Raw genomic sequence first — 21,823 nt, forward strand, 5'->3', positions numbered from 1 at the left:
CGACCGTGCAGCCTTCCGAGGCGGCCGGCACCTCCGGCGACCAGTCGCGTCCGGACACCGGACCGGGCGCCCCCGGCCCGGCCGGTGAAGCGCCCCCCGGCAGTCCTCCCGATACTCCCCCCGGCACTCGTCCCGGCTCTCCTCGCGACACCCCGCACGAAGCCCCTCAAGAGGCGACCCACGAGAAGTCCCGCGAGGACGAGGCGGACGAGGGCGCCACCCGCGCCGACCGCGTCTCCGGTGACGAGCCGCTGCTCGCCGCCCGGGTCCACCGCCCCTCCGACCTGCTGCGTCTGCTGGTCGGCATCCTCGCCATCGCCCTCCTGCTGGGTCTCTCCGCCTTCGCCCACGGCACCACCACCGGGCTGGAACACGACATCAGCAAGGGCACCGGCCAGGCCCCCGACCTGATCGTCAAGCTGGCCGGGCTGGTCTCCAGCATCGCCGTCCTGCTCGTACCGGTCGCGTTCGCGATCGAGCGGCTGATCAAGCGCGACGGTCTGCGCATCGCGGACGGTGTGCTCGCCGCCGTGCTGGCCCACGGCGTGACGCTCGCGACCGACCTGTGGGTCGCCCGCGCAGCCCCGGAGTCCATCGAGGCGGCGCTGACCCGGCCGCAGCTCGGCGGCGCCGGGATCACCGACCCCGTACACGGCTATCTCGCCCCCGTCATCGCGTACATGACGGCGGTGGGAATGGCCCGCAGACCCCGCTGGCGGGTGGTCCTGTGGGTGGTGCTGCTGCTCGACGCCTTCGCGATGCTGGTCGCCGGGTACACCACACCGTTCTCGATCATGCTGACGGTGCTGATCGGCTGGACCGTCGCCTACGGCACGCTCTACGCGGTCGGCTCCCCCAACGTACGGCCGACCGGGCAGACTCTGATGGCGGGTCTGCGCCATGTCGGTTTCCGCCCGGTCAGCGCGATGCGCGCCGAGGACGTCACCGACTCCAGCGAGCAGGGCGACCGGGGCCGCCGCTATCTGGTCACCCTGGAGGACGGGCCGCCGCTCGATGTCACCGTCGTCGACCGCGAACAGCAGGCACAGGGCTTCTTCTACCGGGTCTGGCGGCAGCTGACGCTGCGCTCCATCACCACCCGCAGATCCATCCCCTCCCTGCGCCAGGCGCTCGAACAGGAGGCGCTGCTCGCGTACGCGGCCATCGCGGCCGGGGCGAACGCGCCCAAGCTGATCGCCACCTCCGAGCTGGGTCCCGACGCCGTCATGCTCGTCTACGAGCACCTGGGCGCCCGCTCGCTGGACTCGCTGCCGGACGCGGAGATCACCGACGAACTGCTCCGGGGCGCCTGGCGCCAGGTCAGAGCGCTCCAGTCGCGGCGCATCGCGCACCGCAGGCTCACCGGTGACGCGCTCGTCGTGGACCGTACGGGCAAGGTGATCCTCACCGAGCTGCGCGGCGGCGAGATCGCGGCGGGCGATCTGGTGCTGCGCATGGACACCGCCCAGATGCTCACCACGATGGGGCTGCGGGTGGGCGCGGAGCGCTCGGTGGCCGCCGCGGTCGAGGTGCTCGGCCCCGACGCCATCGCGGACTCGCTGCCGCTGCTCCAGCCCATCGCGCTGAGCCGCTCCACCCGCGCGACGCTGCGCCGGCTGGCCCGCGAGCGTTCGCAGCGCGAACGGGACGCGGTGCTCCAGGCGTCCGAGACGAACAAGCGCGCCAAGGTGGCGGAGACCATCGCCGCCGACGGCGACCGCAAGGCCGCGCGGAAGTCCCTGCGGGCGGAGAAGCAGGCGGAGAAGCGGGCCATAGACGAGGCTCTGGACGAGGCGCGCGAGGAGGACCTGCTCTCCCAGATGCGCCAGCAGGTGCTGCTGATCAGGCCGCAGGCGCCGGTCGAGCCCGTCAGGCTCGAACGGATCAAGCCGCGTACGCTCTTCAGCTTCATCGCCGGGGCGGTCGCCGCGTACTTCCTGCTGACCCAGATCACCCAGGTGGACTTCAGCACCGTCGTCAGCGACGCGCACTGGGGCTGGGTGCTGGCGGCGCTGGCGTTCTCCGCGCTGAGCTATGTCGCGGCGGCGATGAGCCTGCTCGGCTTCGTCCCCGAACGGGTGCCGTTCCGGCGCACGGTCATGGCGCAGGTCGCGGGCTCCTTCGTCAAGATCGTCGCCCCGGCCGCGGTCGGTGGCGTGGCGCTCAACACGCGCTTCCTCCAGCGCGCCGGGGTACGGCCGGGACTCGCCGTCGCCAGCGTCGGCGCGTCGCAGCTGTTCGGGCTCGGCGCGCACATCCTGCTGCTGCTGTCCTTCGGCTATCTGACGGGGACGGAGAAGACGGCGTCGCTCACCCCGTCCAGGACCGTGATCGCCGGGCTGCTGACGGTCGCCGTGCTGGTGCTGGTCGTGACGGCCATCCCGTTCCTGCGCAAGTTCGTGGTGACGCGGCTGCGCTCGCTGTTCGCCGGGGTGGTGCCGCGCATGCTGGACGTGCTCCAGCGGCCGATGAAGCTCCTCACCGGCATCGGCGGGATGCTGCTGCTGACGGGCGTGTTCGTGATGTGTCTGGACGCGTCGATCCGGGCCTTCGACAACGGCAATCAGCAGCTGAGCTACGCGAGCATCGCGGTCGTCTTCCTCGCGGGCAACGCGCTCGGCTCGGCTGCGCCCACCCCGGGCGGGGTGGGCGCGGTCGAGGGCGCGCTGACGCTGGGTCTGCTGGCGGTCGGGCTGCCGAAGGAAGTCGCGGCGCCGGCGGTGCTGCTGTACCGGCTGCTGACGCTGTGGCTGCCGGTGCTGCCGGGATGGCTGAGCTTCTCGCACCTCACCCGCAAGGGAGCGCTCTGAGGTCCGAAACGGGCCCCGCCTGTCCGGGCCCGCGCCCGGTACGACACCGGTCGTACCGGGCCCGGGACAGGCGCTCCGTCGTCGGCGTCCACCCGCATGGCCCGCCGCCCCGCGCGGGCCGTCGGACCTGCCCGCACGATGGAGACATGCCAACCTTCTCCGCCCGGCGCGGCACGGCTCTCGCCGTCACCGCCGCCGCACTGCTGGCCGCCTCAGGATGCTCCGACAGCGGGAACTCCCGCAGCGGGAACTCGGTGGGAGGCAACTCCCCCGCCGGATCGTCCCGGAGCGCCGACGCCCCCGGCAAACTCGCGTCCCAGCGGCTCGACTGGAAGGCGTGCCCCGCGCCGTCGGCCTCGGAGGGCGGCGGTCCCTCGCCGTCCCCGCTGCCCGGCGGCACGCCGTGGGAGTGCGCCACCATGAAGGCGCCGCTCGACTACGCCAAGCCGGACGGTGACACGATCGACCTGGCCCTCATCCGGGCCAAGGCGCGCGACACGAAGCAGCGGATCGGCTCGCTCGTCTTCAACTTCGGCGGCCCCGGCGGCTCGGGCATCACCGGGCTGCCCGCCTTCGCGAGCGACTACGAGAAGCTCCGCGCCCGCTACGACCTGGTCAGCTTCGACCCGCGCGGGGTCGGCCTCAGCGCCGGCGTCCGGTGCGAGAGCGACCAGCAGCTCGACGCGTACTTCGCCCAGAACGGTTCGCCGTCCACGCCCGCCGAGCAGAAGACGTACGTCAAGGGACTGTCGGACTTCGCCTCGGCCTGCGAGAAGAACTCCGGCAAGGTGCTCCCGCACGTCGGTACGACCAACGCCGCGCGCGACATGGAGCTGATGCGCCAGGTCCTCGGGGACAAGAAGCTGCACTACTTCGGGATCTCGTACGGCACCGAACTGGGCGGCGTCTACGCGCACCTGTATCCGAAGTCCGTCGGCCGCGCGGTCTTCGACGCCGTGGTCGACCCCACCCAGGACTCCGAGCAGGGCTCGATCGGCCAGGCGAAGGGCTTCCAGCTCGCCCTGACCAACTTCGAGAAGGACTGTGTGGCGCGCGGCAGCGCCTGCAAGCTGCCGGGCACCACGCCGAAGGAGATCGAGTCCTTCATCACCAAGCTGCTCGACCGGATCGGCAAGCGGCCCATCACGGGGATCGGCAGCCGGAAGCTGACCGAGACCCAGGCGACCAACGGCATCGCCCAGTCGCTCTACTCGAAGGACTTCTGGCCGTATCTGGAGCAGGGTCTCGACGAGGCGGACGGCGGCAACGGCGCCCTGCTGCTCGCGCTGTCCGACTCGATGAACGGGCGCGACCAGTACGGGAAGTACAGCAACATCCAGGCGGCCAACGCTGCGGTCAACTGCGCCGACTCCAAGGAGCGCTACACCCTGGCGCAGACGAAGGCGAAGCTCCCCGAGTTCCGCAAGGCGTCCCCCGTCTTCGGTGACTTCCTCGGCTGGGGGCTGATGAGCTGCTCCAAGTGGCCGGTGGCCGGGCAGTGGACCCACCCGGACGTCAGCGCGCACGGCTCGGCCCCGATCGTGATCATCGGCAACACCGGTGACCCGGCGACTCCGTACGCGGGCGCCAAGGCGATGTCCGACGCGCTGGGCAAGGGGGTCGGCGTGGAGGTCACGTACCACGGTCAGGGCCACGGGTCGTACGACAGCGGCGACAAGTGCGTCCAGGGCGCGGTCAACGACTATCTGCTGAACGGCAAGGTCCCGTCGGCCGGTACGGTCTGCCGCTGACCTCTTGGGACCGGGCACGGCACACACGGCGGGGCCGGTACACCTGAGGTGTACCGGCCCCGCCGTCGTACCGCCGGAGCCTTCGGCGCACATCTCGAACGCTTCAGACGCCTCAGACGCTTCAAACGCCTCAGTAAATGGGCTTGCTCGGCTCGATCTGGTTCACCCAGCCGATGACTCCGCCGCCGACGTGCACCGCGTCGGAGAAGCCCGCCGACTTGAGGACCGCGAGGACCTCCGCGCTGCGGACACCCGTCTTGCAGTGCAGGACGATCTTCTTGTCCTGCGGCAGCGTCGCCAGGGCGGTGCCCATCAGGAACTCGTTCTTCGGGATCAGCTTGGCGCCGGGGATCGAGACGATCTCGTACTCGTTCGGCTCCCGGACATCGATGATCTCGATGTTCTCGCCGTCGTCGATCCACTCCTTGAGCTGCTTGGGAGTGATCGTCGATCCGGCCGCCGCCTCCTGCGCCTCCTCGGACACGACGCCGCAGAACGCCTCGTAGTCGATCAGCTCGGTGACGGTGGCGTTCGGGCCGCAGACCGCGCAGTCGGGGTCCTTGCGGACCTTGACCTGGCGGTACTGCATCTCCAGGGCGTCGTAGATCATCAGCCGGCCGACCAGCGGGTCGCCGATGCCCGCGAGGAGCTTGATCGCCTCGGTGACCTGGATGGAGCCGATGGACGCGCAGAGCACGCCCAGCACGCCGCCCTCGGCGCAGGAGGGGACCATGCCGGGGGGCGGGGGCTCCGGGTAGAGGCAGCGGTAGCAGGGGCCGTGCTCGGACCAGAACACGCTGGCCTGGCCGTCGAACCGGTAGATCGAGCCCCACACGTACGGCTTGTCCAGCAGCACGCAGGCGTCGTTGACCAGGTAGCGGGTGGCGAAGTTGTCCGTGCCGTCCACGATCAGGTCGTACTGCGAGAAGATCTCCATCACGTTCTCGGCCTCGAGCCGCTCTTCGTGAAGGATCACGTTCACATAGGGGTTGATCCCGAGGACGGAGTCCCGTGCGGACGCCGCCTTGGACCGGCCGATGTCGGCCTGGCTGTGAATGATCTGCCGCTGGAGGTTCGACTCGTCGACCTCGTCGAACTCCACGATGCCGAGCGTGCCGACACCGGCGGCGGCCAGGTACATCAGGGCCGGGGAGCCGAGACCTCCGGCGCCCACACACAGCACCTTGGCGTTCTTCAGCCGCTTCTGACCCTCCATCCCGACGTCCGGGATGATCAGATGACGGGAGTACCTGCGGACCTCGTCGACGGTCAGCTCGGCAGCGGGCTCGACCAGGGGTGGCAACGACACAGAGACCTCAACAAGGGGGTTGGTCGGTCATTCAATACGGATGTTCTCCCTGCAACACTGCCACGGCCCTTCTCATTCCGAGACACCCGGTCCGACTCGCGAGACGATCTCGTCCCAGTAGCCGGGCAGCGCCTCGAAGGGGCTGCCGTGGCCCGTCCGGTCGTGGTGACCGGTGCGGTCGGTGAAGAAGATCGTGCCCGCGCCCTGCCAGCGGGCGATCCGCATCGCCTCCTCCAGATGGGTGCGCGGCACCCCGTGGACGAGATGGACGAAGCGCTCGGCCGGATAGTCCGCCGTCCAGGGAGCCGCCTGTGACCAGCGGTAATCCGTCCACGGCCCGGAGAAGGTGACCAACTGGTCGGCGGCCCCCGCGTATCCGGGGTACGGATGCCTGCCGTGCCCCAGGACGATGTACCCGCCGTCGTACCGGCGTTCGTGGGCCTGCTCGGGCGGCGAGCCGGGACCGTCGTCCAGCATCGCTTCGAGGACCGCCGTCGTCCGCCGTACGTCGGCCAGCTCCGCGCGGCCGGCCGGGCAGCGGTCGAGGAAGAACCCGCCGACGCGGTACCAGTCGAGGAAGCGTCCGGCGTCGGTGGCGATCTCGCCGAAGGGCCGGGCGCCGTACGCCAGGTCGAGATGGCCGAGCACTCTGGTGCCGGTGTTGGTGAGCCGGCCCGCCGCCGCGAGGCAGTGCGGGTCGGGCCGGTCGCCGGGACCGTCGGCGACATTGAGAACGGCCCAGTGCAGCGGGGTGCCCGGCCGGGTCAGCTCGGCCCACTCGACCGGAGCGAGCAGCGGATGCGCGTACCCCGGCACACCGAAGCCGAGCCGGCTCTCCCGCGTGGCGGAGAGCCGGCCGTCCGCGCTGGTCAGATACGGCACGCTGCCTCCATCCAGATATCGGCGAGTGACTCCTCCAGATTGATCCGGGGCCGCCAGCCGAGCCGGTCGCGCGCGGTGCGTACATCGGCCTGCTGCCAGGCTCCGCAGCCGTCGGGGTACGGGGAGGGGCCGGCGCCCAGGTGCTCGGCCACCGGTTCGGACCTGGGGTGGCCGATGGTGGCGTGAGCGGCCCGCAGCAGCCTCGGATCGCCGTGGCCGCCGGGTCCGCCGCCGCCCTGGGGGACGTCGAGTTCGTGCAGGGCGCCGGGGTAGCCCGCGACCCTGGCCAGTACGGCCGCCGCGTCCCGGAGTTTGACCGCGCGGCCGGTGCCGATGTTGACGATGCCCTGGGCGGCGGAGAGCGAGGCGGCGTGCACGGCGCGCGCCACGTCGCGTACGTCCACGAAGTCGCGCTGGACGCCGAGCCCGCTGAGCTTCAGCTCGCCGTCGCCCGACTGCATGGCGCGGCGCATCGCCTCCGCGAGCCGGCCGAGCGGGGAGCCGGCGGGGGTGCCGGGGCCGACGGGCGAGAAGACCCGCAGGACCAGGGCGTCGAGCCCGGACCCCAGGACGAGTTCGGAGGCGGCGAGCTTGCTCACCCCGTACGGCCCGCCGGGCCTCGGTACGGCGTCCTCGGCCGTCGAGGAGCCCTGCGGCGAGGGCCCGTACTCGGACGCGCAGCCGAGCTGCACGAGCCGGGCGCCGCAGCCGCTGCGGCGCAGCGCCTCGCAGACGGTGGCGACGGCGACCGTGTTGTGGCGGGTCAGCTCGCGCGCGCCGCCCCGGGTGGCCCCGGCGCAGTTGATGACGACACCGGGGTGGACGGCGTCCAGGAAGCGGGTGAGCGCCCCCGGGCTGCCGCCGGCCAGGTCGAACCGTACGTCGGCGTCGTCGCCCCGGCCGAGCGCGGTGAGGTGGACGGCGGGGTCGGCGAGCAGCCGGTCGGCCACGAAGCGGCCGAGGAATCCGTTGGCGCCGAGCAGCAGGACCCTCATCGCGCGGCCCCCGTGTACCGACGGGCCGGTTGCGCGGCCGGTGCTGGAGAGTGCGGACTCATCTCTGGTTTCTCCTTCATTGCGGGTGTTCTTCGCGGGTGTTCTTCGCGGGTGTTCTTCGCGGGTGCTTCTTACAGATGCTTCTTTTCGGGCGCTTCTTTACAGATGCGACAGATGCGGCGGACAGCTGGGTTCGGTGTGCGCCGAGGCCCGGGAGAGGGCGACGGCGGCGTGGCTGAGGAGTCCAAGGGCGGCGGCCGCGCAGGCGAGCGTGGACACGGCTCCGGCGCCCCAGTTCAGGACGACGGCCCTGACGGGTGCCGCGAGGGCGTCGCAGCCGGGGATCCGGCCCGCCAGGGTGGCCGCGCAGGCCAGCGCCTCGACCGCGCAGGCGGCGGCGAGCCCGGTGGCAGCGGATTCGGGGAAGCCGTGCACGGTGAGCAGCCGGGCGAGCAGGAAGAGGGTGGCGAGCGCGACGGTGGGGGCGAGCGCGCCGTCGCCGCCGTCCCCGAGGACGAGCGTCGTGAGCAGCGACAGACCGGTGACGACGAGGGCATACAGGCCGACGAGGGAGAGCAGCAGGGGCCGGGCGCCCGCGGCGAAGTCGGCGAGCCCGCGGCTGCCGCGGAGTCTGCGGCGCGCGTGTACGGAGAAGAGGTGGGCGCACCAGGCGGCCGGGGCGACGGCGAGGGCGAGGGCGGCCGGTGGGGTGAGGGGCGCGGGCCAGGGGCCGTCGGGACCGCCGGCGACCAGTTCGGCCAGCAGTCCGTCACCGCACAGGAGGTAGGCGAGCAGCCAGTAGGTCCACAGTCCGGCGGCGGGAACCCTACGGCCCCCGGCGCGCAGCGGTCCGCGCCGCAGGCAGGCGGAGAGCGCGCCGGAGAGCGCGAGGGCCCCCGCCAGTCCTATCGCGAGCCGGCCCTGTCCGGCGCTGTGGTCGAGGCCGACGAGGGTGGCGGCGGCGACGGCGCCGGGCAGCAGCGCGAGGGCCGTCCACCGGGCGCGGCCGGTGGCTCTGCTGTCGCGGGCGGCGGGAGCGGCAGAGGCGGGTTCCCGGCCGGTGGAGGGGTACGCGCCGTGCGCGCCGTGGTGGGTGGCGTCGGGCGCGCCGTGCGTCGCCTCGCCGTGCGCGCCGTACGCGCCGTCGCCGTGAGCGCCGTGTGCCGCGCCGCTGTCCGTTCCGTGCGGCACGCGCGCGTACAGCTCCTCGGCGAGCGAGAAGACGTCGCGGTGCCGGAAGCGGGCGGCGGTCCTGTCGGTGATCCCGTGCGCTTCGAGCCCGGCCGCGATCTCCAGCGGGTCGACGGCGCGCTCGCACAGCGCGCGGTGCCGGTGCATCAGCGCCTTGACCGGATCGGCGGGGCCGCGGCGCGCGGCGGGCTTGGCGGCGGGCGCGGCAGCGGGCACAGGGGCCGCAGGCGCCGCAGGAAGCTCCGCCGGCAGCAGCGCCCGGGAGCGCTCGTCCCACGGGCCGGGGCTCGCGGGGGCCGGGGCGTCGGTGGCGAGCGACGCGGGCGGGGTGGGCTGGGCGGTCATGCGGCTTCCTCCGTAGGACGGTCGCGGTCCGCGCGCACCGCCGGCGCCCGGCTGCCGGCCGTCCAGGGGCCGGGCACATAGGTCTCGGGCGGGTGGGCGAACAGCAGCGGCTCCCCGTCGGCGTCGACGGCCTCGGCCCCGCGCCGCACGGGCGCCCGCGAGATGAGTTCCAGGTAGAGGGCGCGGAAAGCCGTGAGGTTCTGCTCGACGGTGAAGAGTTCCAGCGCGCGGGCGCGCGCCGCCGCGCCGAGCCGCGCCCGGCGCTCGGAGTCGCGCAGCAGCGCGACACAGGCGTCGGCGAGCGCCCGGGGATTGCGCGGGGGCACCACCAGACCCGTACCGCCGATGACCTCGACGACCGCGCCGACGTCCGTGGAGACCGTGGCGCGGGCGCAGAACATCGCCTCGACCAGGCTGATCGGGAAGCCCTCGACGACACTGGAGAGGACGACCACCCCGGCCGCCGCGTAGACGGCGGGCAGGTCGGGCGCCTCGGGGCCACCGATCTCCTCGAAGGAGACGGGGTTGTCCCCGACGGCGTGCGCGTCGGCCGCCTCGTCGGGGAAGAGATGGGCGGCGAGCCCCTGGCAGTGCGCGAGGTAGGCGGCGGCCTCGGGACCCACGACGGGCGCCCCCACGATGCGCAGCCGCGCGTCCGGTTCGGCGGCGCGGATCTCGGCGAAGGCGTGCAGCAGCGAGATCAGGTCCTTGCCGGGCTCGATCCTGCCGACCCAGACGAGCGTCGTCGGGTCGCCGCCGCCGTCACCGGCGCCCTTGCCGTCCGCGCCGTCCCCCACGCCGTCGAACCGACGGGCCTCCATGCCGGGGTAGACCGTGCGCAGCTTGGCCCGGTCGGCGCCGCACCGCTCCTGCCAGCGTCTGGCGTGGGCGTTGCCGGGGGTGATGACGCCGGCCTGCCGGTAGACCTCGGCGGCGAGCAGGCCGTGGAAGGAGGCGAGGAGCGCGCGGACCGGCGTGCGCACCGGCGTACGGAGATCGGTGGACGCCTCGGCGCGCCCGTCACCGGCGCCGGGACCGCCCCTGCCCGGACCGCCGCCGCCCGGACCGCCGCCGCCCGGCGCACCGGCGGTCGGCGCACCGCCGTCGGCCGGCGCGCTGGTGGCCAGGTAGTGCGCCCGCAGCCGCACGCCGTACTCCGTGACCAGCAGCGGCACTCCGAAGAAGCGTTTGGCCAGCAGTCCCGGCAGGGCTGCGGAGCCCCCGGAGGCGGCGTGGCAGAGGTCGACGGCGGCCAGGTCGTCGTCCCCGTACCAGTCGAGCGAGAGGGGGCGCAGAGCGCGCTCCAACTGGTCGGCGAAGGCCAGGAAATCGGGCACGTTGGCGGACTGCACGCTCCGGCGCGCACCGGGCGCGCGGCAAGCGGACTCCAGCAGCCGTACGGCGGCTTCCGAGCGCAGGGCGGCGTACAGCCCGCCGCGCTCCCGCGCCAGGTCGGCCAGGCCGTAGAGGCCAGCGGCGAAGCGGTCGGCGGCGGTCGCGGCGGCGGAGCCCGGGGCGTCGGGGGCCGGGTCGTCGGCGCGGGCCGAGCAGACGGCGGCGGCCAGTTCGGCGAAGTGCGCGGCGAACGTGCGCCGGTGGCGCCGTCCGTAGCAGTGGCCGTCGTCGGCCGGGGCCCACAGCGGCGCGGTGCGCACCCGCCCGACCTGGGGCGGCAGTTGTATCCAGCCGTGCGCTTCCTGCTGGGCGCTGCGGCTGAGCGCGTAGATGTCGAACTCGTGCGGTGCGAGCCCGCGCACGAGCCGGTCGCACCAGAGCCTGGACTCACCCGTCGCGTACGGGTATCCACCGTCCGTCAGCAGTCCGATCCGCACGAGCGCACCCCCGATCTCCCTTGTGGACAGCCGTCGTTGATCGACGACTCACAGCGGGACGACCGTAAGCGGACAACCCGGTGGTACGACGGACGGTTGTCCGTCGCACCACCAGAAGGGGTGAATGCACGTAACTTTCCCGTACCGGTGGCGTTCTGTGGCGCTACAGAGCCATCCGGATACGGAGTGTCAGGCCAGGGCCACTTCCTGGTCCGCGCTCTGCGGCGTTTCCCGGGCCGCGCGGACGGCGCGACGCTCCGCCGCGAGCGCGGGATCCAGCGCGGGCACGGCCGCCAGCAACTGCCGGGTGTACGGGTCGCGCGGCGCTCCGTACACCTGCTCGACCGTGCCCTGTTCGACGATCCGGCCGCCGCGCATCACCGCGATCCGGTCGCTGACCTGGCGCACCACAGCGAGGTCGTGCGCGATGAAGACCAGCGCCAGGCCCAGCTCCCGCTGGAGCTCGGCGAGCAGCGCCACGACCTGGGCCTGGGTCGTCACATCGAGCGCGGAGACGGGCTCGTCGCAGACGATGAGCCGGGGTTCGGCGGCGAGCGCGCGGGCGATTCCGACGCGCTGGCGCTGTCCCCCGCTGAACTCGTGCGGATAGCGGTCGTAGCGGTCCGGATCGAGCCCGACCCGCTCCAGCAGCTCACGTACGCGCGCGACGATCCGCCCCTCGTCCAGCACGCCGGCGGCCCGCAGCGGGTCGGCCACGGACTCGCCCACCGAGCGGCGCGGGTTGAGCGAGGAGACCGGGTCCTGGAAGACCATCTGGAGTTCGCGGCGGTAGGGCCGCAGCTCCCTCTCGGACGCCTTGCCGATCTCCGTACCCCGGTACGTCAGCCGCCCGGCGCTCGGGTCGAGCAGCCGTACGAGCATCCGGCCCAGCGTGGTCTTGCCGCTGCCGCTCTCCCCCACGATGCCCAGGGTCTCCCCGGGGGAGACGGTGAGCGACACGTCGTCCACGGCCGCCACGGTCCGCCGTCCCCGCCGGAACTCCCGCCGCAGGCCGACGGCTTCGATCAGCGGCTCGGCACGAGGCGGCACGTCGACGCGGGTCAGCGGCGCGTCCACCCGGGGCACCGCCGCCAGCAGCGCGCGCGTGTACGCGTCCCGCGGCTTCCCCAGCACCTCGGCCACCGGACCGCTCTCCACCTCCCGTCCCTGCCGCATCACCAGCACCTCTTCGACGCTCTCCGCCGCGACACCCACGTCATGGGTGACCAGCAGCAGCCCCATGCCGGTCTCGTGGCGCAGCTCGTGGAGCAGGTCGAGGATCTGCGCCTGCACGGTCACGTCGAGGGCCGTGGTCGGCTCGTCGGCGATGAGCAGGCGCGGTTCGCAGGCCAGCGCCATCGCGATCAGCGCGCGCTGGCGCATGCCGCCGCTGAACTCGTGCGGCCGGGACCGCGCCCGGCGGGCCGCGTCCGGGATGCCCACCCGGTCGAGCACCTCGACGGCCCGGGTACGGGCGGCTTTGCGGGAGGCATCGGTGTGGACCCGGTAGACCTCGGCGATCTGGTCGCCCACGGCGTAGTACGGGTCCAGCGACGACAGCGGGTCCTGGAAGACCATCGCGGCCACCGCGCCGCGCAGCGCGCGCAGTTCCCGGTCGGTGGCGCCGCCCACGTCCGTACCGCCCACGCGCACGCTGCCGCCGACCCGGGCGCCGGTCCCCCGGTGCAGGCCGAGCAGCGCGCTCGCGACGGTGCTCTTGCCGCTGCCCGACTCGCCGACCAGGGCGATCGCCCGGCCGGGCGCGAGCCCGAAGGAGAGGCCGTCCACGGCCCGTACGGTCTCCTCCGCGCTCCCGGCGCCCGCCGTGAAGTCGATGGTGAGGTCCACGACCTCGACCAGCCGATCCGCCTGGTCGATCCGGTCCGTCCGATCCGTGCGATCCGTGCGATCCGTCTGATTCATCTGATCCGTCACCGCAGTGCCACCCTTCGGTCGGCCGCCGCGTACAGCAGATCGGCCACCACGTTCGCCAGGACGACGACCGTGCCCGTCACCAGCACGACGCCCACCACCACCGGGAGATCGACCACCCGCACCGCGTCGACCAGCGTCTTGCCGATCCCCGGGATGCCGAACAGCGTCTCGGTGAGCACCGCACCGCCCATCACCGTGCCGAAGTCGTTCGCGTTGAGCGCGATCACCGGCGGCAGGGCGCCGCGCAGCGCGTGCCGCCCGACGAGTCCCCGCTCGCCCACGCCGTAGGCGCGGAAGGTGCGGATGTGGTCCTCGGCCAGCGTCTCCAGCGTGGAACTGCGCGTCAACCGCGCGTATTTGGCGCTCTCGAAGAAGCCCAGCGTGAGCCAGGGCAGCAGCATGTTCCACGCCCATTGCTCGGGATCGTCCGACAACGGGACGTACGAAGGGAACGGCAGCCACCGCAAGTACGCGCACACCAGCATCAGGAGCAGCAGCCCGAGGATGAAGACGGGCGTGCCGGTGGCGGCGAGCGTGATCACGGTGAGCACGCGCTCGGTGATCCCGCCCCGGCGCAGCGCGGACAGCAGCCCGGTGCCGACCCCGACGACCAGCCAGACGGCCATCGCGCCGACGGCGAGGGAGAGCGTGGCCGGGGCGCGGTCCAGGATCAGCTGGGTGACCTGCTGGTCGGTCTTGTACGAGAAACCCAGGCACGGCGCGTCGCAGTGCAGCAGCGCCGCGCCGGTCGAGTAGTCGCGTCCGGCGAAGATGCCCCGGAGGAAGTGGCCGTACTGGGTGAGGACGGGTTCGCCGAGCCCGAGCCGCTCCCGTACCTGCGCGACCTGCGCCGTCGAGCAGCGCTCGCCGCAGGCCAGCCGGGCGGGGTCGCCGGGCGCCAGGTAGAAGAGCGCGTAGATCGCCACGGAGAGCACGAGCAGGACGAGCAGCGCGCCGCCGAGCCGTTTGAGCAGGTAGCGCGTCATGAGGCGGTTTCCTCGGGAGCGGAGTTCTTGGCTGAGCCACGGGCCTTGCGCGCGGCACGCGTGCCGACCCGCAGCCGGCTGGCCTCGCGCGGGTCGAGCGCGGTCCGTACCGCGTCACCCAGCACGGTGAACGCGAACACCGTCACGAACAGCGCTCCGGCGGGCAGCAGGACGTACATCGGATCGGCCCGGAACCAGGTCTGCGCGTTCGACAGCATCTGCCCCCAGGACGGCGTCGGCGGCTTGACGCCGATGCCGAGGAACGACAGCGACGCCTCGTTCACGATGTTCATGGGGACGAGGATCGCCGCGTACGTGATGACGGGCGCCGCCAGCGACGGCAGCAGCTCGCGCCGCGCGACCCGCAGCCGGCCGGAGCCGCCGAGCCGGGCCGCGGCGACGAAGTCGAGGCTCTTGAGGGTGAGGGTCTGCGCCCGGACGATCCTGGCCGTACCGCCCCAGTTGAGCAGGCCGATGACCAGGATCAGCAGCAGCGGGCGCGGGAAGCTGTCGGAGACGACGGCCGTCAGGGCGATCGCGAGGACGAGCATCGGCAGGGCGACCATCAGATCGGTGACCCGGCTGAGGAAGGAGTCCAGCAGCCGGTTGCCGAGCCCGGCGGCGAGGCCGATCGCGACGCCGATGATCACCTGCACCACGGTCGCGCCGACCGCGACGAGCAGCGAGATCCGGGCGCCGTACAGCATGCGTACGAACAGATCGCGCCCGGTGCCCGGTTCGACGCCCAGCCAGTGGTCGCCGCTCACCCCGCCGAACGAGCCGAGCGGCACCCCGCCGCGCGCGGAGTCGATCAGCGAGTCGTGGTACGTGTTCGGGTCCTGGCCCGCGATCGCGGCGAGCAGCGGCGCGGCCAGCGCCAGCACGATCAGCAGCGCGAGAACGCCCCCGGCCACCAGGGCCGAGGGGCGTCCGCGCAGCCGTCGCCAGACCTGACGGGCGCCCGGGGCGGCGGGGACCGGAGCTCCGGCCGCCGTCCCGGGCGCGTCAAGGGCGGGAGGCGAGGTGGTCACTTGACCGAGACCTGCGAGATGTCCAGGACGCCGGTCCAGTCGCTGATCACAATGTTCTTGACGTCCTTGCCGTACAGCCGCTTGTAGACCGGGTGGAAGAGCGGCACGTCGAGGGCCTTCGCACCGATCTTCTCGTCGAGCGCGCCCCAGCGCTTCGCGGCGGCGGCCGGGTCGGTCAGCTTGTTGATCTCGTCGATCTCCTTGTTGACCGCCGGGTCGTCCAGCTGCGCGTGGTTGAAGTTGGAGCCGTCCTTGACGATCTGCCGGCCGTCGAAGATCGGCGCCAGGAAGGGGCCGCCGGAGGGCCAGTCGGCACCCCAGCGGGAGAGGAAGAAGCCGGGGCCGTCCTTGTAGGTCCAGCGCGCCTCGTTGAACGCGTTCTGGTCGAGGCCGACGAGCTTGACCGTGATCCCGGCCTTCTTGAGGGCCTCCTGCACGGCGGTGGCGACCTCGGGGCTGGTCTCGCGGTTCTGGACGGTGGAGTGGGTGAGCGAGATCGTCAGGCCCTTGGGGTAGCCGGCCTCCTTGAGCAGCTCCTTGGCCTTGGCCGGGTCACCGGTCCTACCGGCCGGGAAGTGGTCGTAGGGCGTGTAGCCGAACGCCTTCTGCTCGGGGAGGAAGGTGGTCGCGGGCTCGGCGAGCGCGGAGCCGCCCGCCGCGTTGATCACGCTGGTGCGGTTGATGGCGTACGAGATCGCCTCGCGCACCTTCGCGTTGTCGAACGGCTTGACCTTCGGGTTGAAGGCCAGGTAGTTCGTGTAGCCGAAGTGGCCGGTGCCGACGCGGGCGGCGAGCGCCTTGTCGCCGCTGACCTGGGCGAGTTCGGCGGGCCCGAGGTTGGTGTCGGTGGTGATGGCGGCGGCGTCGGCGCCCGAGCTGGTGGACAGCCGCTGGTTGATGACGGCCGCGTCGAGACCGGCCTTGACGTCGATCTTGTCCGGGTAGGCGTGGCGCTGGTCGTCGGTCTTCTCCGACCAGTGGGGGTTGCGCACCAGGGTGATGTGCTGGCCGTCACCCTCGTTGGAGACGACCTTGTACGGACCGGAGGAGACGGGGTGCTCGGCGTACTTGGCGCCCTTGTCCTTGGCCTTGGGGACCGGCGCGAACTGCGTCTGGGTGGCGACGAAGGGGAAGTCGCCCTCGGGCTTGTTGAGCTTGAAGACGATCGTCTTCGCGTCGGGCGTCCCGATCGAGGCGAGGCCCTTCTTGTCCTTGTACGGGCCCTCGTAGTCGGCGCCGCCGATCAGCCAGTCCCGCAGATAGGGCGCGCCGCCGGACAGCTCGGCGGCGAAGGAGCGCTCGATGCCGTACTTGATGTCGGCGGTGGTGATCGGGGTGCCGTCCTCGAACTTCAGCCCGTCCTTGAGCGTGTACGTCCACTCGGTCGCGTCCTTGTTGGGGCGACCGGTGTCGGTGGCGAGGTCGGGGACGACCTTCGTGCCGTCCGCGCCGTTGGCGCGGTTGCGGGTGGTGAGCGTACGGAAGACCAGCGAGGGAACGTTGCCGCCGCCGGAGGTGTAGAGCCGGGCCGGGTCGAAGCTGGTCTGCGGCTCGGTGTTCAGCACCGAGAGCGTGCCGCCCTTCTGCGGCTTGCCGCCGGCCGCGCCGTCCGTCTTGGCGGCGTTGTCATCAGGACCGCAGGCGGCGGCGCCCGCTGCCACGGCCAGGGTGACGGCTGCCGCGGCCACGCGGCGGTACTTGACGGACGGTTGACGCATCGGATGGGCCTCTCGGTGAGCTGCTCGGCAGCGGTCAGGACGGAGATGAGGGCGGGAACGCCCGGTGTCCGCGCAGGCGACAGCGGCGGCGAGGAGAAGAGAGGTCCGGCATGCCGCGCCCGCGTACGAACGGAGTTCGGCCCGGGGCGCGGGGAGATACGGCACGAGGATCGGCCGGGCGCGCTCGGGCAGGCGTCAGCGACAGAGAATGTCCGCCACGCACAGCGCCGTCACACCGATGAGCGCGAGCTCAAAGGCGGCGTGACCGTGGGCGGTGGCGGGGCGGGACGACATGTCGAGAAATATGGCCGACCACGCGTTCGATGTCAACGCGGGCGCGAGACGGTCGTCCCAACGGGCGGACACGGTCACGGCCGGGTCACAGCCAGGCCCGTGGCCCGTGACTCACGCGGTGGGAAACACCCAGGGATTGGGCCGGCACTTGATCCCGTCGATGTCCAGCGTCTTGGTCTGCTGCTGCATCACGGGGGCGAGCGCGCCGGGGGTGCGGCAGCTCTCGTGGTTGTGTCCGAGCCGGTGTCCGACCTCGTGGTTGATCAGCATCTGCCGGTAGCTGTGCATCGACTTGGCACCGAAGGTCTTGGCGCCCTGGGCCCAGCGGAAGGCGTTGATCATGACCCGGTCGGTGGCGGCGGAGTCGCAGGAGACATTGTCGACGGTGGTGTCCAGGCCGGACTTGTCGCACCAGAAGCCGGTGGTGCCCGGACTCGCCAGCGTGATCACGAAGTCGGGCTGACCACTGGAGACGCGCTCGAAGGTCATGGCGCCGTTGTGGGCCCAGCTCCGGTCGTCGTTCAGGGTCTTCTGGACGGCGTCGGCGAACAGCTCGCCGTCGAGGCCGAGTCCGTTCTCGATGTCCACGCGGTAGCGGAACTTCTGCCCCTTGCCCGGCGCCTTGGCCAGCCCCGGTACGGCGCTGAACTCGCCGGAGGCCGTCAGATCCGCGTCGAGGTCGAACTGCTGGGTCATCAGCTGCGCGTACGTGGGGGCGGCGGGGGCCCCCGCGCCTGCCGACCCCGCGGGAGTCGGCGTGGTCCTGCCGTCGGAACGCGAGGCGTCCCCGCTCCGGTCCGTGCGGTCGAGCTCGCCGGCCGCCTGGGTGCCGGTCGGCTCCGAGCCGCCGTCGGTGACCTGTCCGGCGACGACGACGGCGAGGACGGTGGTGACCGCGGCGGCGGCGATCCCGGTGAGGGCGCGTCCCTTGCCGCCCTTGGCGGGATCCCGCGGGTCGGAGTCGCCGGGCGCGGTGTCGCCGCCCGTACCGTCACCGGCGCCCGCGCCGTCCCGCCCGTCGGCCGTGCGCTCGTCGGCCGGCCCGGCGCCGGTGGGGCGCTCGTCGGTGGTGGTGCCGGTACCGGTGCCGGGAGCCTGGGCCGGGAAGCCGCGAGCGGGCGCGCCCTGCCGGGTGATGGTCCTGGCGACCGGCGCCTCGAAGGTGTCCGCGGCGTCGAACGCGTCGATGAACTCGCGGCGCGGTCCGGGGACCACCGGGCGGTCCGCGCCCTGTTCGCGCGGGCCCGGACGGCTCTGCGGCGCGCCGCGCGGCGGGGCGGCCGCGCCGGGGGCCGCGCCCTGGAGCGGGGCGCGCGCCGGGCCGCCCTGCCAGTCGCCGTAGCGCTGCGTGGAGCCCCAACCGCCGCCGGGCTCCCGCTGTTCCGGATGCCCGCCGCGCACCTGCGCCACGCCGTGCGCGGGGGTCTCGTACGGCGGAGGGACGTGACCGTCCACGCCCGGTACGGCGCCACCGCGCCGCCGCCTGCCGTTTCCGGTGCCGGCCCCCTCGCCGGTGCCCGGGGCGCCGCGCCCGACGTCCGTCGCGCCCGGAGCGTCCTGGGGTGCGGAACCTTTGCGGCTGTGTCTACCCACGCCCGGGATCAGCTCCTGCCGTCTTCGACTTCGTCGTGTCCTCGCGCGTCTTCTGCTCGCGCGTCCTCGTACTCGCCGATGAGGTCCCGGCTCGCCCGGGCGACCTCTCCCGGGTACTCCATCATGGCGACATGACCGGCGTCGGGGAGCGTAAGGAGCCGGGAATCACGGAAAGCCGCCGCCGCCCTGCGCGCCATACGGTACGAAACCAGCTGATCCCGCCCGCCGTAGACGAGCAGGGTCGGTGCGAGCACCCGCTCGGCCCGCCGCCACAGTCCGTGCTGACCGCCGAGCGTGTACGCGTTGACGATACCGCGCGCCGAGCCCGTCATCGCCTGCCAGAAATGCGGGAGTTGAAGCCTGCGTTCCAGCTCCGCCACCGCGCCGCGCAGCTCCTCCTCGCCGATGTTCGCGAGGTCCCCGTACGTCAGCGACATCGCTCCCAGGGTGCGCCGCTCCGCCGTCCAGTCCCTGGTCAGATGGCTGAACACGGCGGCGAGCCCGGGGACCGCCAGCAGCGCCGTGGGCACCGCCGTGCGCTGCACCCGGATCTCCGGGAGCGCCGGCGAGACCAGCGTCAGGGTGCGCACCAGATCGGGCCGGGCGGCGGCGACCTGGGTGACGACGGCGCCACCGAGCGAGTTGCCGAACAGATGCGCGGGGCCACGCCCGTCCGCGTCCAGCAGCCGGACGACGGCGCGGGCGTGGGCGGTGACGGAGTAGTTCCCGTCGCCCGGCGGCGCCGAGTCCCCGAAGCCGGGCAGATCGACGGCCGCGCCGTCGACGACGTCCTCCAACAGCGGCATCAGCGCCGACCAGTTCCGCGAGGAGCCCCCCAGCCCGTGCACGTACAGCGCGGGCGGCACGCCGTCCCGGGTCGCGGGCCGTGACCGTACGTTCAGCGTGAGCCCCGGCAGCTCCACGGAGGAGAACCGCTCCCCCGCCGCGGCCCGTATGGGACTCACCTTCGGAGCCACCGCGGCGGCGATGGTTTCCGGCAGCTCGGTCGAAGACATGCGGGCAATGTTACGAGACGATCACGCCCGGATTCATGTGTTCGCGCTCACAGGCCGCATGGCGCCGCAACCCCGTGGCTCCTAGGCTCGGAGGTGAGGAAAGGGGGACGGCATGGCGGTCGATCCCACAGATCCCGACACCTTCGCGACGGACGACGAGGAAGCCGAAGCGGCCGGACAGGCCCCGGAGGTCCCCGAGGCCGACGCGGCCGAGCAGCGGCGGGAGGTACGGCACCACGGCGACGAACCGCTGACCGACGTCGACCCGGACGCGGCGAGCGAGGGGGACGCGGCGGAGCAGGCGCGCTCCGCCGGAGACGACGAGGACGACTACCGGCCGTAGCCGGGGCGCGGTCCCCGGAGCCGGTCCGGTGGCGGTCCCGTGCCGCGTCCGCGCCCGCGCCCTGCGGGACCGAGGTTTGGCCAGAACTTCCGAAAGGGCGGGCTCCGTGAAATTCTGCGTCCGCACGACGCGCCGTGTCGTTACCCAAAAGTACGATGGCGGAGTGGCGCATCGCGCGCACCGGAACGATTTTTGGGAGGCGGCGTGACAGCCATAGAGCAGACCGAGGCGGCCCGCCCGCGAGGCACCCGCCTGCCGCGCCGCGCCCGACGCAACCAGCTGCTGGGCGCGGCGCAGGAAGTATTCGTCGCGCAGGGCTACCACGCGGCCGCGATGGACGACATCGCCGAGCGGGCGGGCGTCAGCAAGCCCGTCCTCTACCAGCACTTCCCCGGCAAGCTCGACCTGTATCTCGCCCTCCTCGACCAGCACTGCGAGGCGCTGCTCCAGGCGGTCCGCACGGCGCTCGCGTCCACGACGGACAACAAGCTCCGCGTCGAGGCGACGATGGACGCGTACTTCGCGTACGTGGAGGACGAGGGCGGCGCGTTCCGGCTGGTCTTCGAGTCGGACCTGACGAACGAGCCGGCGGTGCGCGAGCGCGTCGACCGGGTCGCCCTCCAGTGCGCGGAGGCGATCTCCGACGTGATCGCCGAGGACACCGGCCTGTCCAAGGAGGAGTCCATGCTGCTGGCCGTGGGGCTCGGCGGGGTCTCCCAGGTGGTCGCGCGCTACTGGCTCTCCAGCTCCTCGGCCATCCCCCGTGAGCAGGCCGTCCAGTTGCTCACCTCGCTGGCCTGGCGCGGCATCGCCGGGTTCCCGCTGCACGGCGCCGAGGCGCACTGACCCGGGGTGCCGGGCGGCCCCTGACGGGCGTGTTCGCTGCGGGCGTGGGCCGCGGCGTCTTCCGGATGGTCCCTGCGGGCTAATGTGTGCGGAGTACGGCGCGGCTGATCGCGCAACGCAGACCGTTCGGAGGGACATAGCCGTGGAGGTCAAGATCGGCGTGCAGCACACGCCCCGCGAGATCGTTCTGGAGAGCGGGCAGTCCGCCCAGGAGGTCGAGCGAGCCGTGGCCGACGCGCTGGCCGGCAAGGCTCAGCTGCTCAGCCTCACGGACGACAAGGGGCGCAAGGTGCTCGTACCGGCCGAGCGGATCGCGTACGTGGAAATCGGCGAGCCGGCGGCCCGACGGGTCGGATTCGGCGCGCTGTAGTCACGGGCGCGCACCACGGTCGCGCCGAGGCGCGGCCTGGTACGCGTCAGGCGTCACCCGGGTATCCGCGAGGGCCCGGCGGGGAAGTCTCCCGCCGGGCCCTCGCGCTGTCCACGGCGGCGGCCCGGGGAGGGAGCGCGGCACGGGTTCCGCTCTGCGCGTAGCCGGGGCCGCAGGGGGGTCCGGAAGGGTTGCGATCCGAACACTCCGGGTAGTGACGTGCTGGGCCCACCAGCCCGCACCGCAGTGCCACCCCCGGCGTCGTGAGGTGATCGCAGTGATCCTTGAAGTCCTCGGATCTGTCCTGCTCGGACTGGGTCTCTCCTGGGCCGCGGCCCACCGGTTCTCCCACCGTCTTCCGGCGCAGCGGACCGTCTACACGGCGGGCCCGCTCGGCGCGCTCTTCGGCGCGTATCTGACCCACGCGGCGCTCGGCCCCGGCCATGTCCTGGCCGCGCTGGCCGGTGCCCTGCTGGTGGGAGCGGTGCTGCTCTCGCTGCTGCTGCGCCCGGCGGCCCACCGGCTGTACCGGGCCATGCCCTGACGCCGACGGGCCCCTGACCGCGGGGCCCGTCG

General features: G+C 72.8%; 18 protein-coding genes. 6 read left to right on the forward strand and 12 right to left on the reverse strand.

Going from position 1 to position 21,823, the window contains the following annotated elements; genetic code table 11:
* Nucleotides 1-5: 5 nt before the first annotated feature.
* Nucleotides 6-2,810 carry a lysylphosphatidylglycerol synthase domain-containing protein gene (locus tag OG627_RS10605; RefSeq protein ID WP_329063748.1) on the forward strand — a complete coding sequence of 935 codons (2,805 nt, stop codon included), beginning with the start codon at nt 6-8 and terminating at the stop codon, nt 2,808-2,810.
* Between the two features lie 146 nt (nt 2,811-2,956).
* Entirely contained in the window at nt 2,957-4,561 is a 1,605-nt protein-coding gene (locus tag OG627_RS10610; protein WP_329063750.1) for an alpha/beta hydrolase, read from the forward strand.
* 130 nt (nt 4,562-4,691) lie between these two features.
* Here OG627_RS10610 and moeZ read toward each other — a convergent pair whose 3' ends face one another.
* From moeZ to OG627_RS10670, 12 genes are all read right to left on the reverse strand, one after another.
* Nucleotides 4,692-5,870 (reverse strand): adenylyltransferase/sulfurtransferase MoeZ, encoded by a 1,179-nt coding sequence (moeZ, locus tag OG627_RS10615; RefSeq protein ID WP_329063752.1) that lies wholly within the window; start codon nt 5,868-5,870, stop codon nt 4,692-4,694.
* 72 nt (nt 5,871-5,942) lie between these two features.
* The gene (locus OG627_RS10620; protein ID WP_329063753.1) at nt 5,943-6,752 is read right to left on the reverse strand and encodes a spherulation-specific family 4 protein; all 810 of its coding nucleotides are present in this window, start codon (nt 6,750-6,752) and stop codon (nt 5,943-5,945) included.
* The gene (locus OG627_RS10625; protein ID WP_329063755.1) at nt 6,740-7,747 is read right to left on the reverse strand and encodes an NAD-dependent epimerase/dehydratase family protein; all 1,008 of its coding nucleotides are present in this window, start codon (nt 7,745-7,747) and stop codon (nt 6,740-6,742) included. Before OG627_RS10625 ends, OG627_RS10620 begins: the two co-directional genes overlap by 13 nt.
* A 159-nt stretch (nt 7,748-7,906) precedes the next feature.
* On the reverse strand, nt 7,907-9,283 hold the full coding sequence (locus tag OG627_RS10630) for a hypothetical protein (RefSeq protein WP_329063757.1): 1,377 nt from the start codon (nt 9,281-9,283) through the stop codon (nt 7,907-7,909).
* Complete coding sequence (locus OG627_RS10635) at nt 9,280-11,115, reverse strand: glycosyltransferase (RefSeq protein WP_329063759.1); 1,836 nt, start codon at nt 11,113-11,115, stop codon at nt 9,280-9,282. Before OG627_RS10635 ends, OG627_RS10630 begins: the two co-directional genes overlap by 4 nt.
* 189 nt (nt 11,116-11,304) lie before the next feature.
* Entirely contained in the window at nt 11,305-13,038 is a 1,734-nt protein-coding gene (locus tag OG627_RS10640) for an ABC transporter ATP-binding protein (protein WP_329063761.1), read from the reverse strand.
* An 8-nt stretch (nt 13,039-13,046) separates the two neighbouring features.
* Nucleotides 13,047-14,036 (reverse strand): ABC transporter permease, encoded by a 990-nt coding sequence (locus OG627_RS10645; protein WP_329063763.1) that lies wholly within the window; start codon nt 14,034-14,036, stop codon nt 13,047-13,049.
* The gene (locus OG627_RS10650) at nt 14,033-15,067 is read right to left on the reverse strand and encodes an ABC transporter permease (RefSeq protein WP_329063765.1); all 1,035 of its coding nucleotides are present in this window, start codon (nt 15,065-15,067) and stop codon (nt 14,033-14,035) included. The genes OG627_RS10645 and OG627_RS10650 overlap by 4 nt, the downstream gene beginning before the upstream one ends.
* Complete coding sequence (locus tag OG627_RS10655; RefSeq protein ID WP_329063767.1) at nt 15,064-16,785, reverse strand: ABC transporter substrate-binding protein; 1,722 nt, start codon at nt 16,783-16,785, stop codon at nt 15,064-15,066. The genes OG627_RS10650 and OG627_RS10655 overlap by 4 nt, the downstream gene beginning before the upstream one ends.
* A gap of 195 nt (nt 16,786-16,980) precedes the next feature.
* The gene (locus tag OG627_RS10660) at nt 16,981-17,079 is read right to left on the reverse strand and encodes an Ms4533A family Cys-rich leader peptide (RefSeq protein ID WP_329072557.1); all 99 of its coding nucleotides are present in this window, start codon (nt 17,077-17,079) and stop codon (nt 16,981-16,983) included.
* Nucleotides 17,080-17,190: 111 nt separating this feature from the next.
* Complete coding sequence (locus OG627_RS10665) at nt 17,191-18,672, reverse strand: DUF3152 domain-containing protein (RefSeq protein WP_329063769.1); 1,482 nt, start codon at nt 18,670-18,672, stop codon at nt 17,191-17,193.
* Nucleotides 18,673-18,680: 8 nt separating this feature from the next.
* On the reverse strand, nt 18,681-19,688 hold the full coding sequence (locus OG627_RS10670; protein WP_329063771.1) for an alpha/beta fold hydrolase: 1,008 nt from the start codon (nt 19,686-19,688) through the stop codon (nt 18,681-18,683).
* Nucleotides 19,689-19,800: 112 nt separating this feature from the next.
* On the opposite strand from OG627_RS10670, the gene OG627_RS10675 reads away from it, so the two are divergent.
* From OG627_RS10675 to OG627_RS10690, 4 genes are all read left to right on the forward strand, one after another.
* Entirely contained in the window at nt 19,801-20,031 is a 231-nt protein-coding gene (locus OG627_RS10675; protein WP_329063773.1) for a hypothetical protein, read from the forward strand.
* Between the two features lie 204 nt (nt 20,032-20,235).
* Entirely contained in the window at nt 20,236-20,877 is a 642-nt protein-coding gene (locus tag OG627_RS10680; protein WP_329063775.1) for a TetR/AcrR family transcriptional regulator, read from the forward strand.
* Between the two features lie 142 nt (nt 20,878-21,019).
* Nucleotides 21,020-21,247, forward strand: a complete 228-nt coding sequence (locus OG627_RS10685; RefSeq protein WP_329063777.1) for a DUF3107 domain-containing protein — start codon at nt 21,020-21,022, stop codon at nt 21,245-21,247.
* Nucleotides 21,248-21,524: 277 nt separating this feature from the next.
* On the forward strand, nt 21,525-21,791 hold the full coding sequence (locus OG627_RS10690; RefSeq protein ID WP_329063779.1) for a hypothetical protein: 267 nt from the start codon (nt 21,525-21,527) through the stop codon (nt 21,789-21,791).
* Nucleotides 21,792-21,823 lie beyond the last annotated feature (32 nt).

Origin of the sequence: Streptomyces sp. NBC_01429, assembly GCF_036231945.1 — a bacterium.
In the GTDB taxonomy this organism is placed as follows: Bacteria; Actinomycetota; Actinomycetes; order Streptomycetales; family Streptomycetaceae; genus Streptomyces.

Coding starts and splice junctions, on each gene's coding strand:
- OG627_RS10610 (WP_329063750.1), top strand. CDS start 2,957: ATGCCAACCTTCTCCGCCCGGCGCGGCACGGCTCTCGCCGTCACCGCC.
- OG627_RS10625 (WP_329063755.1), bottom strand. CDS start 7,747: ATGAGGGTCCTGCTGCTCGGCGCCAACGGATTCCTCGGCCGCTTCGTG.
- OG627_RS10660 (WP_329072557.1), bottom strand. CDS start 17,079: ATGTCGTCCCGCCCCGCCACCGCCCACGGTCACGCCGCCTTTGAGCTC.
- OG627_RS10640 (WP_329063761.1), bottom strand. CDS start 13,038: ATGAATCAGACGGATCGCACGGATCGCACGGATCGGACGGACCGGATC.
- OG627_RS10645 (WP_329063763.1), bottom strand. CDS start 14,036: ATGACGCGCTACCTGCTCAAACGGCTCGGCGGCGCGCTGCTCGTCCTG.
- OG627_RS10655 (WP_329063767.1), bottom strand. CDS start 16,785: ATGCGTCAACCGTCCGTCAAGTACCGCCGCGTGGCCGCGGCAGCCGTC.
- OG627_RS10630 (WP_329063757.1), bottom strand. CDS start 9,283: ATGACCGCCCAGCCCACCCCGCCCGCGTCGCTCGCCACCGACGCCCCG.
- OG627_RS10670 (WP_329063771.1), bottom strand. CDS start 19,688: ATGTCTTCGACCGAGCTGCCGGAAACCATCGCCGCCGCGGTGGCTCCG.
- OG627_RS10675 (WP_329063773.1), top strand. CDS start 19,801: ATGGCGGTCGATCCCACAGATCCCGACACCTTCGCGACGGACGACGAG.